Annotated in this window: 12 protein-coding genes; 6 read left to right on the top strand and 6 right to left on the bottom strand. The window is 61.5% G+C overall.

The genetic code is table 11. From position 1 onward, the window contains the following. The first annotated feature begins 23 nt into the window (after positions 1-23). The gene (locus tag IB285_RS13875) at positions 24-350 is read left to right on the top strand and encodes a GNAT family N-acetyltransferase (RefSeq protein WP_190788714.1); all 327 of its coding nucleotides are present in this window, start codon (positions 24-26) and stop codon (positions 348-350) included. On the opposite strand, the gene IB285_RS13870 is transcribed toward IB285_RS13875, so the two are convergent. Genes IB285_RS13870 through IB285_RS13860 form a run of 3 tightly spaced genes read right to left on the bottom strand, consistent with a single transcriptional unit; the run spans position 347 to position 3702 of the window. Further along, positions 347-1939 carry a PH domain-containing protein gene (locus IB285_RS13870; protein ID WP_328705896.1) on the bottom strand — a complete coding sequence of 531 codons (1593 nt, stop codon included), beginning with the start codon at positions 1937-1939 and terminating at the stop codon, positions 347-349. The genes IB285_RS13875 and IB285_RS13870 overlap by 4 nt on opposite strands. Further along, entirely contained in the window at positions 1936-2487 is a 552-nt protein-coding gene (locus tag IB285_RS13865; protein WP_190788713.1) for a PH domain-containing protein, read from the bottom strand. The genes IB285_RS13870 and IB285_RS13865 overlap by 4 nt, the downstream gene beginning before the upstream one ends. A 45-nt stretch (positions 2488-2532) precedes the next feature. Next, complete coding sequence (locus IB285_RS13860; RefSeq protein WP_190788712.1) at positions 2533-3702, bottom strand: acyl-CoA dehydrogenase family protein; 1170 nt, start codon at positions 3700-3702, stop codon at positions 2533-2535. 111 nt (positions 3703-3813) lie between these two features. Here IB285_RS13860 and IB285_RS13855 point away from each other — a divergent pair, with 111 nt between their 5' ends. Both IB285_RS13855 and IB285_RS13850 read left to right on the top strand, forming a co-directional pair. Next, a complete protein-coding gene (locus IB285_RS13855; protein WP_190788711.1) occupies positions 3814-4461 on the top strand; it encodes a glutathione S-transferase family protein in 648 nt (215 codons plus the stop codon). Then, positions 4461-5228, top strand: coding sequence for an SDR family NAD(P)-dependent oxidoreductase (locus IB285_RS13850; RefSeq protein WP_190788710.1), 768 nt, complete (start codon positions 4461-4463; stop codon positions 5226-5228). Before IB285_RS13855 ends, IB285_RS13850 begins: the two co-directional genes overlap by 1 nt. Here the strand turns inward: IB285_RS13850 and IB285_RS13845 are convergent. Together IB285_RS13845 and IB285_RS13840 are read right to left on the bottom strand one after the other, a co-directional pair. Beyond that, positions 5225-6535 carry a spinster family MFS transporter gene (locus IB285_RS13845; protein ID WP_190788709.1) on the bottom strand — a complete coding sequence of 437 codons (1311 nt, stop codon included), beginning with the start codon at positions 6533-6535 and terminating at the stop codon, positions 5225-5227. The genes IB285_RS13850 and IB285_RS13845 overlap by 4 nt on opposite strands. A gap of 126 nt (positions 6536-6661) precedes the next feature. After that, a complete protein-coding gene (locus tag IB285_RS13840) occupies positions 6662-7453 on the bottom strand; it encodes an SDR family oxidoreductase (RefSeq protein WP_190788708.1) in 792 nt (263 codons plus the stop codon). 143 nt (positions 7454-7596) lie between these two features. On the opposite strand from IB285_RS13840, the gene IB285_RS13835 reads away from it, so the two are divergent. From IB285_RS13835 to IB285_RS13825, 3 genes are all read left to right on the top strand, one after another. Further along, positions 7597-8910 carry an aromatic ring-hydroxylating oxygenase subunit alpha gene (locus IB285_RS13835; protein ID WP_190788707.1) on the top strand — a complete coding sequence of 438 codons (1314 nt, stop codon included), beginning with the start codon at positions 7597-7599 and terminating at the stop codon, positions 8908-8910. Between the two features lie 221 nt (positions 8911-9131). Further along, positions 9132-11753, top strand: coding sequence for a TonB-dependent receptor (locus IB285_RS13830; protein WP_190788706.1), 2622 nt, complete (start codon positions 9132-9134; stop codon positions 11751-11753). A gap of 169 nt (positions 11754-11922) precedes the next feature. Further along, on the top strand, positions 11923-13146 hold the full coding sequence (locus IB285_RS13825) for an aromatic ring-hydroxylating oxygenase subunit alpha (protein ID WP_190788705.1): 1224 nt from the start codon (positions 11923-11925) through the stop codon (positions 13144-13146). 192 nt (positions 13147-13338) lie between these two features. On the opposite strand, the gene IB285_RS13820 is transcribed toward IB285_RS13825, so the two are convergent. Further along, positions 13339-14286, bottom strand: coding sequence for an SDR family oxidoreductase (locus IB285_RS13820; protein ID WP_190788704.1), 948 nt, complete (start codon positions 14284-14286; stop codon positions 13339-13341). Positions 14287-14320: the final 34 nt, after the last annotated feature.

Here is a 14320-nt window from a genome sequence, read left to right as displayed (position 1 = left end):
GATGGCAAGAAGGAGCATTACAAATGACGGACGAGGCACAGGTCACGATCACACATCACGCGCAGGGCCAGGGCGGCAAGTACCTCGCCGATGTCGCCGGTGAGAGCCATCAGGGATATCTCGAATGGGAGCCAAAGACCGGCTTGCCTCAAGAAACTGTGACTAGCGATGTGAGAGTGGCCACCCATACGGTCGTGCCCGATGCGATCGGCGGCCGCGGGATCGCCGCGCAGCTGGTCGAACGGCTGGTAGCGGACGCGCGCAAGCAGGGCTTCAAGATCGATCCGCGCTGCTCCTATGTCGCTGCAAAGTTCGACCAGAACCCCGGCTGGGCGGACTTGCGCGCCTAGGACGTTTCGATATCGGAGAAATCGGTCGCGGCGATGGTCTTCAGCACTTCCCGGCGCACCTCCCTTGCGCGGTCAAGCGGCACGCCGGGGATCGCGAACTCGCCGCCCGCAAGCCCCAGATGCACGGTGCCATAACCCCGCAGCCGCGCAATCGGACCCTGCGCAATCTCCGCCGAATGCAGCTTGAGGCGTGTCGCGATCTGGCTGCGCGGCGAAAGCACACCCTTGGTCGAGACGATCTGCGAGGCATCGAGTGCGTGCCTCTGGAATCGCCATGCCAGCAGGTTTGCGCCCGCCGCGATCAGTGCCAGCACCAGCGGAATGGACACTACGAAGAGAAACCATTCGGGCGCGTAGAGCAGCGTCGCCGTGCCCGTGACGATTGCCGTGATGATGAAGACCAGCGAATCGACGATAGCGCTGTCGGTGCGGTAGCGTTTGCTGGCGCGGTGCCATTCGGCATTGTCGCTCGGCAAATCGAACCCGGCCGCCGCTATGATCGGCCGGATCTCCTCCATCTTCGCAAATGGCGCGACCACGTGGCTCGAAGATCCTGCATCCTGGGCGAGGCTGACGAAGCGCAGATTGTGCCAGCCGAAGCGGTAGCGGAGCGCGCGTGTTCCGATCGTCACCCCCTGCACGCGGTGGATAGGCATGACGACATCGGTCCGGGTAAACAGGCCGCGCCGCCTGCGAAAACCGCGCGCTGTGCGTTCGAGCAGGAACCCCCACTCACGGGTGAAAACGCGGATCATTCCGGTGGCCGATCCGACGATGAACACGATGAACAATCCGGCGAGCGCGCTCAAGATCTGGAGCGTCGCGCCCAGCGCCGCCACCTCTTCGCCGCGATCGGAGAACCATGCGCCTGCGAGATCGATCGCGTCGCCGATCTCTATGAAGCCGTCCGCATATTGGGCAAGACCTGCGAGCACCGCGAACACAGCAAGCGAGAATTCGAACAGGCCGAAGGTGAAAAGCCGGTCGGGGCCCATGGTGAATAGCGCCTCGGCTGCTGGCTCCTCGGAGAGCGACGGCGCATCGCTCTCGGTCCCGCTATCCGCCCCCGCTTGCGCATCGCGGCGCTCACGGATCAACTGGCGCAGCTCTTCGCCTGCATCCTCCGTCAGATAGGCAAGGCTGAGATCGTCGCCCCCGCCCGCCCCGGTCTCGAACTTTACGGCGACCAGGCCGAATAGCCGCGGAAGCAGTTTTTGCTCGAGGCTGACATCCTGGATGCGCTCATACGGCACCGAGCGCGCCGCGCGGCTGAGCACGCCGCTTTCGACCCTGATGTCCTGCGCGCCGATCGTATAGGTCAGGCGGCGCCAGCGCAGATATGAAAAAAAGCCGCCAATGACGATGATCGCCAAGCCGACGCCTAAAGCGGCGAGAATGCCGTAACCGCGCCCGCTGCTGCTGAACGCGACAAAGGCGATGGGCACGATCGCGTTCTGGATCGCGCCAAGCAGTCCAATCCCGACACTGAGCGGAGCCGTTCGCTGCGGCTCCGGCTGCGGCTGGGCATCGGGCGCTTTGGCCGTGATCGGCACGGAGACCGAATGCGATGCGGGCGCTGACACGCTCACATGCTCTCCCGCTTGATATGCGCGCGGATTTCCTCACGCATCTCCGTCGCCAGTGCGTGTCCAAGGCCGGGGAGATTGACCGACGCATTGTGATTGCCCGCCGTGTGCAAAGTCAGCGTTGCGATATCGAAGAAGCGTTCGAGCGGTCCCTGATCGACATCGATATGCTGCACCCGTCCGAAGGGAACGACCGTGTCGGAGCGCCAGAGAATGCCGCGCACGACGCGCAGCCGGTCGCTCGAAATCTGATAGCCGCGCGCGTGATAACGGCGCGATGGCAGGCGGACGATGAAGAGCACCGCCAGAAAGACGACGAGGCCGATGATTACCCCGAATGGCAGGGGAGACTGCCCTCGCAGCGATCCTTCCAGCATCATCGCGCCAAAGATGACCGGCAACGCGGTAAGCGCCGCGCGAACGCGCAGGGCGGTCTTGTAATTGGGATGAAGCTTTGTGAACTCGCCATCATCGTCGACGAGATTGCCAAGCTGGACGGCCTGCGGATCGATGGGCGAGGCAGGCGGCGCTGGCTGCGCGGTGGTTTCCATGCTGTCCTATTTGGACAACACAGCCTGCTATCGCAAGCGCTAAGCTTACCGCCGCTGGTTAAATCGGCGACCGATCATCGCGCTCGCAATGTTCGTTTTCTGCACGTCGATCGCGCCGCCCGCGATCCCCCACGCATAGGCATCGCGCAGGCGCTGCTCCATGCCGTAATCCTTGTGATAGCCATACCCGCCCATGACTTGCATCCCAAGCGCCGTGACCTCGCGAACGATCTCGTTGGCATAGCACTTGGCGAGGCTGCTTTCATACACGCTGGGTAGCCCGCCTTCATTGCTCGCGGCGTTGACGGCGGCGCGGTGGATGAGGAGCCTTGCGGCATCGACCTTCATCGCCATTTCGGCGAGCTTGAGCTGCACCGCCTGAAAATCGACGATCGGCTTGCCGAAAGCCTCGCGCTCCTGCGTGTATTCGAGCGCCTGGTCGAGCGCCGCCGCCGCCAGCCCCAGCGCCTGCGTCGCATTGCCACAGCGCTCCAGCCCGAATGCGCTCATCAGTCTGCCAAAACCGCCAGCGCCGATGATGACGTTCTCGCCCGGCACTTTCACATCCTCGATAGCGAAATCGGCAGTGGGGATGCCGCGAAAGCCCATCAGCTCTTCCCGCTTGCCGAACTGCATGCCTTCCATGTCTTTTTCCAGCAGGATCGCGCCGATGCCTTTCGCGCCGTCGTCATCGGAGAAGCGGCAATAGGTAACGTAATAATCCGAATGCCCGCCCCCGCTTGTCCAGCGTTTGTAGCCGTTGACGACATAGCCGTTGCCATCGGCGACCGCCTTCGTCTTTAGGTCGGTCAGCGCAGTCCCGGCATCGGGTTCCGACATGGAAACGGCGACGATCTTTTCGCCCTTTATGACCTCGGGCAAGACTTTCGCTTTCATTGCGTCCGACCCGAACCGCTCGACCGTGCGCACCGGCCCGGTGAGCGCCTCGAACACCGGAAAGGCGACTGCGTTGGAGACCTGGGCGAACTCCTCGAGCACCAGCAGGGCCTCGATATGGCCGAGCCCAAGTCCGCCATATTCTTCCGGCAGGTTCACGCCCATAAACCCCATCTCGCCGTAGGTCCGCAGCATGTCGTGAGGGACCGGATAGTCCTTTTCCTCCATGTCGCGCGCCAGTGCCGGCAATTCCGCTCGGGCGAACTTGCGCGCCGTTTCCTTCAGCTCGCGCTGCTCATCGGTCAGGTTGAAATCCATTGCAGTGCTTAAGTCCTCTTAGATGGCGCATGTCCCCTAGCGCATTTGTGAGGGCGACGCGCAAGCCCGCGCAGCTTAGGATCGCGAAAAACAGATCAGGAGAGAAAGACGATGACCAAACTCCATTCCAGCCTCGGCCCCAACCCCCGGCTTGTCCGCATGTTCATGATCGAAAAGGGTCTGGAAGAGGGCAAGGATTTCCAGCGGGTGCATTACGATATCATCACCGGTGAGAACCGGCAGGATGCCGATTACATGGCCAAGAACCCGCTCGGCACAATCCCGACGCTGGAGCTGGACGACGGCACGTGCCTTACCGAAAGCTGGCCGATCTGCGAATTCATCGAGGAAGAGCATCCGGCGCCGAACCTGTTCGGCGAGACCTCGCGCGAGCGCGCCGAAGTGCGCAAATGGGCGCGTCTGTTCGATCAAGAGGTCGTCGTACCGATGACGATGGGTTTCCGCGCAACCGGCGGTCGTCCGATGTTCGAACCGCGCATGTCGGTCGTCAGCCAAGAGGCAGGAGCCGAGCTTTCGGCCATGTCGGACGAGAAATGGCGGTGGTTCGACGGGGCGCTCGGAAGCGAAAATCACTTTGCGCTTGGGCGCTTCACCTTCGCCGATCTGCTCGTATTCGCATTCGCAAATTTCGGCTTTACGGTCGGGTGGAAGCTGCCCGAAGGCACGGACAATCTCGCCCGCTTCGTCGAAACCCATAATCAGCGCGAATGCGCAGGCGTCTGGCAACAACCCGAATAATGCCAAACCTTTCCGGTAAAGTCGCCATTGTGACCGGCTGCGCGAGCGGGATCGGCGCGGCCACGGTCAAGCGCCTGAAAGCGGACGGCGCCGCCGTCCTCGGCACGGACCTCAACGCCGCCGAGGGATCTGCTCTGTGCCAGCAGGTCGGCGCAGAGTTCGCCGAGCAGGATGTCGCCGACACAGTCCTGTGGCCTACGATCGTTGATCAAGCGGTGCAAGCGTTCGGACGGATCGACATCCTGGTGAACAATGCCGGCGCGGTCTCGCAGAACTCGATCGAGGACGTGTCGGACGAGATTTGGGACCGCACCTTCGCGGTTAACGTGACCGGGACGATGGCCGGATGCCGCGCTGCAATTGCCGCAATGAAAGCCAATCCCGACGGGCCTTTTGGCGCGATCATCAACATCGCCTCGACCTCGGCCATGGCGGCCTTGCCCGGCGATGTCGCCTATTGTTCAAGCAAGGGCGCGGTCCGGGTGCTGACGAAGTCGGTCGCAGTCCACTGCGCCCAGCAAGGCTACAACATCCGGTGCAACACCGTGATACCGGGCGCGACCGAAACTGGCATTCTTAACGCGGCGGAAGAGCACATTCCGGGCCTTAAGGCGGCGGTCGCAGCGACATCGCCGCTTAATCGGCTGGGCGATCCCGCGGAAACCGCCGCGGCGATCGCATTTCTGGCGAGCGATGAGTGCCCCTTCATGACCGGCGCGGAAATGCTGGTCGATGGCGGCGCGCTTTCCATTCATCCCGGATTTTAATCCGCCACCATCCTTTCAAGATAACCGCTCGATTTCATCTGAGCCGCGGTCCATGCGAACACCGCCATCGCCAGCAGACCCGAGACAAGGCAGACCGCGAACACCGCGATAGTCAGCGACAGCGAGCCCTGCGTCGGGGCAAGCCAGTCGCTCACCCAGCCGATCACCGCGAGGCCCAATGCCTGCCCGACGAGGTTGTTGAAGAACAGCGCGATCGCAACGGCAAAGCCTCTCTGGCTCGGTTCGACAGCAGCCTGAATGCCTGACAGGATCGGTGCTTGGCTCGCCACGTACACGGCGTAGGCGAACGAGAAATAGATAAGGAACGGCCAGAAACTGCCGGATGACAGGCTAAGCCCCAAAGGCAGCACGCAGCCGAGGCTGACGATACCCGGGAGCCATGCTCGCCAGCGCTCGTCGCGGCGCGTGAGCCAGCCGGCGAGTGTGCCTCCAAGGATCGGCCCCGGAATGCCGCCGATCAGAAATGCAAGGCCGAGATAGATGCCGACATCGCCGCTCGAAATGCCGAAATTGCGGATCATCACGGCTGCCATCCAGAACGCGAGTGCATATCCGATCATGATCTGCACCGCCCATCCAGCGGCAAGTCCCATGAAGACTCGGTTGCTGGTGAGCTCGCGCGCGGTTTCCATCAATGGCTGCTGCTCCATGCGCGCATTCCGGGGTGCGTACTGCCCACGGCGCGGTTCCCGCATCGTGAAATAGACAACCGCGCCAATAGCCATGCCGGGCAGGCCCATCAGGATGAACGCCCAGCGCCATCCGAACGCCTCGTTGAGCTGCCCGCCCACCAGCAGCCCGCCCGCTGTTCCCATGGTTGCGCCAAGCGTGAGAATGCCCATCGCCTTTGCCAGCTCTTCGCGCCGGAAATAGTCCGCGACAAGGCTCTGCGAGGCGGGGCCTGAACAACCCTCACCCACCCCGACCCCGGTGCGCGCGAGGAACAGCGTCCAGAACCCGGTGGCGAGACCGCAGAGCGCAGTCATTCCGCTCCAGAAGGTGATGGCGGCGGACACGATATTCTTGCGCACGGATCGATCGGCCAGCCGCGCGGCGGGGAAGCCGACAAGCACATAGGTCGCGGCGAAGGCGAGCCCGCCGAGCAGGCCGATCTGCCCGTCGCTGAACGAAAACTCCGCCTTGATGTCTTCGAGCAGGATCGAGAAGACGAGCCGGTCGGCAATCGAAAACATACTGACGAGCGTGAGCAAGCCGAGCACGTACCAGCGGTAGGCGCCCTCACTGCGCTCATCCTTTCGAACATCATGGTTAGGCTGTGTCGCCATTCAGATCAGGGCGAGCCGAGGGGGCTGGTTTGCGTGATCCGGCTCGCGGCGACCATTCTGGTAGTAAGCACCGGACGCGCGCAAAGCTGCGCTTGGCAGGCCGTCAAGGCTGGATGGCGGCGCAACCTAGTGATGGGGACGGGCGTCGAGGCCATTATCCACCGGCAGTGTCACGCCATTGATAAAACGCGCCTCGTCCGAAGCAAGAAAGAGAACGCAAGCCGCGATATCGCGCGGTGCGCCCAGCGCGTCGGTCGCCAGCGGACCTTCGGGAATGTCCATCAGTTCTTCACCGGCGCGGCCGGAAATGTCGCGCACCATCGGCGTCTCGATCCCTCCCGGCGCGAGAGCATTGCAGCGAATGCCATATCCTTCGTCTTGGCAATGCACCGCGATGGAGCGCGTCATCGCGCTGATCCCGCCCTTTGCCGCCGTGTATGCCGGGATCATAGGATAGCCCATCAGCGCCGCGGTCGAGGCCATGTTGACGATCGAAGACCCATTGCCGCCGACCTTTTCGTGGCGGTTCTTCATCAGCGGCAACGCGTATTTGCAGCCCAAAAAGGTGCCGACGACATGGATGTCGAGATGCAGTTTGAAGTGATCGAGTGGGCAGTCCTCGATATTTTCGAAGATCACGTTGCCTGCATTGTTCACGAGAATGTCGAGCCCGCCGTGCCGCTCTTCCACGGCGTGCATCACATCCTTCCATTGCTGTTCATCGGTGACGTCCAGAGCCATCGCGTCGCCGCCGATGCTGTCGGCAACCTGGTGCGCCTGTTCGACCTCCCGATCGGTCACGATGACCTTTGCCCCTTCGCGCGCGAGAGCTTCGCAATCGGCCTTGCCCAGACCCATCGCGCCGCCTGTCACCAGCGCCACGCGTCCCTCTACACGCCCGTTTCCTTGGCCGACCATTCCGCTCTCCCCGCTATTTATTATGGCCGCAAACGTATCGGCAGAGCGGGCGCGCACCACTGGCTAAACAAATGGGTTTTGCATCAAAGTGGGAGGTGCGCAGGGCTGCACCGCGGGGCAATCTGACTTGCGGGAGAACGGCCATGATGACCGAAGAAGAAATCGCTCGGCTTCGCGCTCTGATGGAATGGGAGGGCGAGCGCAGCGCTCCGCCCGAAGGGTTCCCCCGCCTGCCCGACATGCCCGCTGCGCGCTATACCTCGCCCGAATATTTCGCGCTCGAGCAGGAGCATATCTTCCGCAAGAGCTGGCTTTTCGCGGGCCATATCGACGAGATCCCGGAGCGCGGTTGCTACATGCGCTGGAACAATGCCGGCGATCCCATCGTGATCGTGCACGGGATGGATGGCGAAGTCCGCGCTTTCTACAACACCTGTCGTCATCGCGGCGCTCCTGTCGTGACCGAGGATCGCGGTAAGTCTGCGCGGCTGATGTGCGGTTATCACAACTGGACGTACAAGACCGACGGCACTCTGGTCGGCGTGCCCGAGCGGCAGGACTTCCCGCCCGATTTCGACATGTCGTGCAGAGGGCTGATCCCGGTGCGCTGCGAGATGCTGGGCAATGTCATCTTCGTCAATTTCGATGACGGGGCCATGCCGCTGACCGATTGGCTCGGCCCGCTGGTGGAAGAGTGGGAAGAATTTGCCTTCGACAAAGTGCGGCTCGCTGCGCGGTATTCCTTCGATCTCAATTGCAACTGGAAGGTTGCAATGGAAGCCAACATGGAAGTGTACCATGTGCCGTTCATCCACCCGGAAACGGTCGCGCCGCTGGTAGATCCAAAGCGCAACCTCAACACGATGTATCCTAATGGACACGCACGGATGCTGGCCCCTCCGCCGCGCACGACCGACCGCGAACATGTGCGCGCCGTCGATAGCCCGCCGGAATGGCAACCCATCGAAAGCGTGGGGGAGATCGGACGGACCTGCACGCAGAGCTACACGCTGTTTCCCAATTGGGTGTCTCCACTCTCGAACTATTTCGTGCCCCCGCTCGTATTCTGGCCAACTTCGCTCACGACGACCCGGCTCGAGCTGGTCACAATGGCGCTCGATTGGGGAGACGGGCCCACCCCGGACCTCTGGACAGTTCCAGACGAAAACGCGCCGAATGGGCGGCAGATGAGCCCCATTATCCTGGAGGATACGCAATTCGGGGAAGCCATTCAGCAATCGATGCAGAGCGCCGCGTTCCGGAGTGTGCCGCTTTCCTACCAAGAGGCTCGGATCTATTCGTTTCATCAGTCGTGTGACCGCATGATTGGAATCGAGAACGTGCCGGAGCAATTCCGCGTGGCGCAAGTGATCGGCGATGAGTGGGTCTGGCCTCACGATCCGCGTGTCCGGCAGATGGAAGCCGCCGCTCAGCAAGGCCGCGAAGCCGCCGAATGACGCCTTCCGCTTACGTAAGATGACGCTACGGCAACGGCGAATTATAGGGTTATGTTGCCAAATTAACGCACTTTGCGACACTTCCTAGCGCTTTTGCTAGATGAGCGCGGAAACCCTCCTCCATACAGTCCGATGCATATTGGAAGGTGCGCAAAACGCATCTCCGGTTTGGGGATTTGAGAACGGGCTTGCCCCGCATCTCGAAAAAGGGAGAGAGCAACATGACCAGACTTCACACCCGCATTGCCTCCGGCAAAGGCGCAAACGCACTTCGCCGCACCTTGCTGGGCGGCGCTGCCATCGCGGCCTTCGCTGCCATGCCGCAGGCTGCATTTGCGCAGGATGAAGAGGTCATCGAAGAAGAGCAGGGTGATGGCGGCCTGACAGACACCAACAACGATACGGTCATTCTGGTTCAGGCACGGCGTCAAACCGAAACGCTGCAGGAAGTGCCGGTTACGGTGACCGTGATCGGCGGCGAAACCCTTCAGAAGTTCAACGTGGACAACGTAGCCGACGTAACGAGCCGCGTACCGACATTGAATGTGCAGGTGGGCGGATCGGGTTCGGGCGGCCAGATCAGCTTACGCGGTATCGGCTCTTCCAACATTTCCTCCGCGTTCGACTCAGCCGTCGCCTTCGATTTCGACGGCGTAGTCGTCTCCAGTTCGCGCCTCGTGCAGGCAGGCTTCTTCGACACGGCGCAGATCGACGTGCTCAAGGGCCCGCAGTCGCTCTTCTTCGGTAAGTCGGCATCGGCCGGCGTGCTCTCGATCCGGTCGGCAAACCCGACATCCACCTGGGAAGTCGGCGCGACCGCAAACTACGAATTCGAAGAGGAAGGGTACCTCATCAACGGGTACATTTCCGGTCCGATCACCGATACCTTGGGCATTCGCCTCGCGGCCCAGTACAACGATGTCGATGAATTCACCGTGCAGGCGCCCGGAACACCGGCGGTCAATCAGGAGCGCGGGCTGACCGACTTCATCGGCCGTTTGACACTCGATTGGGAACCGCTGGACCGGTTCCGTGCCAACCTCAAACTGCAATATGTCCGCAACGAGAATGACGGTGCTCTCGGCACCTCCCAGATCGGTTGCGGGGCAAATGGCCGGGCGGATGAAATCGTGGTCCTCGGTGTAATCGCGATCCCTGCCGGATACGATTGCAACAGCTTCGACGATCAGTTTTTCCAGCCTGACGTTGCGCCGCCACTCGCACAATCGGTCCCCACACCGTCCGAGGCCGAGGGTTTCGGCGGCGTGCCTTTCGGCCGCACCGACCTTTTCTTCGGGCGCCTGCGGTTCGATCTCGACCTGTCCGACACTCTCACACTGACAAGCGTGTCGGGTTACGTCGATCTCGATGCGACCGATGTCGACAGCTATTCCTACGGCGGCATCGGCCCGGCCTTTACCTTTGGTATTCCGATCGACGCGACCAACCCGGCGCTCGGCTTCCTGCCACCGGGCGCGGTGCCAGTGGGGGCAATCGCTCCGGCGCTCGGCGCAGTCAACGCCCCTGGCATCCCGCTGGGCGTCGGCTCAAGCGATCCGACCAACACGCTTGAGCAATTCAGCCAGGAACTGCGACTCGCAAGCAACTATGACGGTCCGTTCAACTTCATGATCGGCGCATTCTACGAAAGCCGCGAATTCGGGTTCGACACGGCTGAGCAGGCGGTCAACATCTCGCTGATCGCTCCCGACCCGATAACCGGATTTACCTTCGATTATGACCGTCAGCTCGAAACGAAGACCGAGGCGGCATCCGTATTCGGCAGCATCACTTTCGATCTGACCGACCAGCTCCAATTGTCGGGCGGTCTGCGCTACACCGATGAAAGCAAGACGCAGACGATCTCGATCCCCTACGTCCACTCGTTCCTGTCCGCAGGCGGTGCCTTTGTTTCATCAGGGTTCTTCTCGGGACCGATCGATTTCGACGACGACAATTTCTCGCCGGAAGTCACGCTGCGGTATCAGGCGACCGACGATATCAACCTGTTTGCATCTTACAAGACGGGCTTCAAATCGGGCGGTATCGACAACTCGGCGCTGCCATCGTTTGGCCTACTCGGTTTTGCGAGCGATGATCCGGCAGTGCAGCAGGCCACCGCGGACTCTCTCATCTTCGAATCCGAAACCACCGAAGGCGGGGAAATCGGCGCGAAGATGCAGTTCGCCGACCGCACGGTCACGCTGAATGCGACGGCATATTACTACGTGTTCGACGATCTGCAGGTGCAGAACTTCAATGCGACCACGATCCAGTTCGTGACCAGCAATGCCGGTGAAGTGACCACCCAGGGTATTGATCTCGAATTCGGCTGGCGTACACCCATCGAAGGTTTGAATATTTCGGGCACGCTCGCATGGCTCGATGCGGAATACACCGACTCGTTCGTCCAGCCGGGGCCCGATGGAGTGGATGGCACGCCCGACGACATCGACCTCGATGGTCGCAGGGCCAGCCAGGCTCCTGAATTCGCCGGCAACTTCGCGGTCGACTGGTCCATTCCGGTTGGCGACAGTTTCGAGCTCAACCTTGCCGGTAACGCCGCGTACAATGACGGCTACTTCACCGATGAGCTGACCTTTGATGACTTGTTCCAGGACAGCTTCTGGACGCTCGATGCGAATATCGGGTTCGGCGATGCCGATGGAAAATGGCGGCTGTCGCTGATCGGGGTCAACCTGACCGACGAGATCATCGCCATCACCTCAGGTGGTCGTCCGTTCCTTGCACCAGCGGGGCTCAACATCCCGCAAGGCGATGACATCGTCATCACGCAGAACCGAGGCCGTCAGGTCTTCGTCCAGGCGCAGGTCCGCTTCTAGAGCATACGACAGTTCGTCACGATGAGGCGGGCCACGGGTAACCGGGTCCGCCTTTTTCGTGGCTCCGAGCAGGCATTCCCGTCTCGGAGCTCCCACCAAAAACGAGCATTGCGCAGCGCCTGAGCGAGCGCGCATCATGCTGCTCTTTCAAAGCCAAAGGAACATCCCGATGTCGCGCGAAGAACTGGTCGCCATGACCCGCAGCCTGGTTGAACATGGCGCCGCCGATACGATGGAATATGCCGACGAGATCGTGCGCGTGCCGGCGGCGTCCTATACCGATCCGGAATTGTACGAGCGCGAGAAGCGCAACATTTTCCGGCGGCTTCCGCTGATGGTTGCGCCCTCCTGCGAGCTTCCCGAACCTGGCGATTACAAGGCGATGGATATTTGCGGGGTGCCGCTGCTGCTGACCCGCCAGCGCGACGGGAGCGTGGCGGCGTTCCTGAACATGTGCACGCACCGCGGAAATCCGGTCGTTTCCGGCACGGGCAATGCCACGCGCTTCATGTGCGGCTATCACGGCTGGACGTTCAAGAACGACGGCGATCTGGTCGGAGTTGCCAGTCCGAAGGATTTCGGCGCGGTCGACAAGGCTGCCCTGTGCCTCAAACGCTTCCCGTCATTCGAAAGCGCCGGACTGATCTGGGCGACGCTGGACCTCGATTCCAAGCTGCCGATCGAGAATTACCTGAGCGGATATGACGCTCTGCTCGATGCGTTCGGGTTCAAGGACTGGACACTGTTCAGCCAGCGCACGCTCGATGGACCGAACTGGAAGACGGCCTATGACGGCTATCTCGATTTCTACCATCTGCCCGTGCTGCACAAGGAAACTTTCGGGGCGGACTTCTTCAACCGCGCAAACTATTTCTTCTGGGGACCGCACCAGCGGCTTTCGAGCCCGTCCAAATTCGTCCAGAAAACCGGCAGCGATGAGCAGCTCGACCTGACCCAAATGAGCGACGAGGACCTTCCGCCCGATGCCTTGACCCAAGGGGTTTGGACCATCTTCCCGCACATCTCGATCGCCAGCTTTTATGGCGGCGGACAGCGCGGCGCGATGATCAGTCAGCTGTTTCCGGGCGAGACCGTGGGCACCAGCACCACCACTCAATATTACGTCATGGAAAACCAGCCGGAGACAGACGAGCAGGTCAAATCGGCGCACGAGCAGTTCGACTTCCTCGAAGTGGTCGTGCGCGATGAGGATTACGCCACGGGCAAACGCCAACACGAAGCGCTGCAATCGGGCATGATGAAAGAGGTGCTGTTCGGCAAGAACGAACGTGGCGGCCAGGTCTTTCACCAATGGGTTGACAAGCTGACCAATGCGAGCGACGAGGAATTGCTCGAGATATTCAGCGCCGAGCAAAAGCAGGCAGCGGAGTAGAGGCGTTCTTGTTTGCGCACAGCGTCCGCGGTGCGATGTCCTTGCGACGCCTTCAGCGTCGTTTGAGCGCTACCTAGCTACCGTGTCGCGGAACACGGTCGCGCCAGCGACCGCAAGCCCGACCGGGCGCCCGCAGCGGCGCAGCTATGCTGCGCGTCTAGCGAGGACGAAGGCGCGGATGCGCCTTCGCAATCAACCAAACGCAGGCCTGAAGTTGCTCTCGCCCCAGTCCTGCCGCTTGGTCCATTCGCCGAGCGTTTCCAGATCGCCTTCGAGCTCGGGGAAGCGTTCATAGACGTGATCCATGTCCACTTCGAACGGGCGTGTGGGGGCTTCGTTGTTGTACTCGTAAAACGCCTGAATGCCCTTGGCGAAATCCTCGCGCATGTCCGCAGGCATGGAATCCCCGGCTGCCTCAACGAGATAGCGGCCGAACTCCTCCGGCGTGCAGGGATCGTAGGTGATGTCCTTGTCGAGCGCCTCCGACAGGTACTTCGTCACTTGCTTGCCGACGAGCCGTTCGGGACCGCCAATGTTAAGCCACGCGCCCTCCATGTCGGGTCGATCGAGACTGGCGAGCATGAACTTGGCCACGTCGTCGAGGCTGATCCAGTTCGCCTCCAGCTCCGGGTTGTGCGGATAAACATACCGGTCTTCATTCACGATAAAGGGCCGCGCCCAGTTGGTCAGCAGGTTGTCCATGAACAGCACGCTGCCGAACACGGTGCCCGGCGCGCCTGAACGCCACAGCGCATTGATGCCCTTGGTGTTTTCGCCATAGGTGAAAGGATCGCCCGGACGGTCCGGTATCCAGCTTGACGTGTTCCATACGACCCGCTTCACGCCCAGCTCCGCGGCAACCTTGCCCAGATCGCCGATCAGCACCGCGCGGTCGGCCCGCGCCTGCAGCGGGTGCGTGTAGAACACGTAATCCGACCCTTCGAGCGCGGGTTTAAACGTCGCGGTGTCGTAGAGGTCCATCGGACGCACTTCGACGCGTTCGACGCCATCGATCTTCGATCCGCCGAACGGGTCTTCCTGACGGGAAATGGCACGCACGTCGTACCCTGCTTTCAGCGCCTGCCTGACCTGCGCCATACCCTGCCTGCCCGATGCGCCGATCACCGTGATGAGTGCCATGATCTCTCTCCTGATTGATTGCTCTGGAGACTAG

The sequence above is a fragment of the Erythrobacter rubeus genome, assembly GCF_014705715.1.
Classification (GTDB): domain Bacteria; phylum Pseudomonadota; class Alphaproteobacteria; order Sphingomonadales; family Sphingomonadaceae; genus Erythrobacter; species Erythrobacter rubeus.
This window is presented reverse-complemented; position numbering and strand designations above follow the sequence as displayed.

Excerpts from the sequence above, each read along its gene's own strand:
- IB285_RS13840 (WP_190788708.1), bottom strand. The coding sequence starts at position 7,453 with ATGGTCGGCCAAGGAAACGGGCGTGTAGAGGGACGCGTGGCGCTGGTG.
- IB285_RS13865 (WP_190788713.1), bottom strand. The coding sequence starts at position 2,487 with ATGGAAACCACCGCGCAGCCAGCGCCGCCTGCCTCGCCCATCGATCCG.
- IB285_RS13860 (WP_190788712.1), bottom strand. The coding sequence starts at position 3,702 with ATGGATTTCAACCTGACCGATGAGCAGCGCGAGCTGAAGGAAACGGCG.
- IB285_RS13845 (WP_190788709.1), bottom strand. The coding sequence starts at position 6,535 with ATGGCGACACAGCCTAACCATGATGTTCGAAAGGATGAGCGCAGTGAG.
- IB285_RS13825 (WP_190788705.1), top strand. The coding sequence starts at position 11,923 with ATGTCGCGCGAAGAACTGGTCGCCATGACCCGCAGCCTGGTTGAACAT.
- IB285_RS13830 (WP_190788706.1), top strand. The coding sequence starts at position 9,132 with ATGACCAGACTTCACACCCGCATTGCCTCCGGCAAAGGCGCAAACGCA.
- IB285_RS13835 (WP_190788707.1), top strand. The coding sequence starts at position 7,597 with ATGATGACCGAAGAAGAAATCGCTCGGCTTCGCGCTCTGATGGAATGG.
- IB285_RS13875 (WP_190788714.1), top strand. The coding sequence starts at position 24 with ATGACGGACGAGGCACAGGTCACGATCACACATCACGCGCAGGGCCAG.
- IB285_RS13855 (WP_190788711.1), top strand. The coding sequence starts at position 3,814 with ATGACCAAACTCCATTCCAGCCTCGGCCCCAACCCCCGGCTTGTCCGC.
- IB285_RS13820 (WP_190788704.1), bottom strand. The coding sequence starts at position 14,286 with ATGGCACTCATCACGGTGATCGGCGCATCGGGCAGGCAGGGTATGGCG.
- IB285_RS13850 (WP_190788710.1), top strand. The coding sequence starts at position 4,461 with ATGCCAAACCTTTCCGGTAAAGTCGCCATTGTGACCGGCTGCGCGAGC.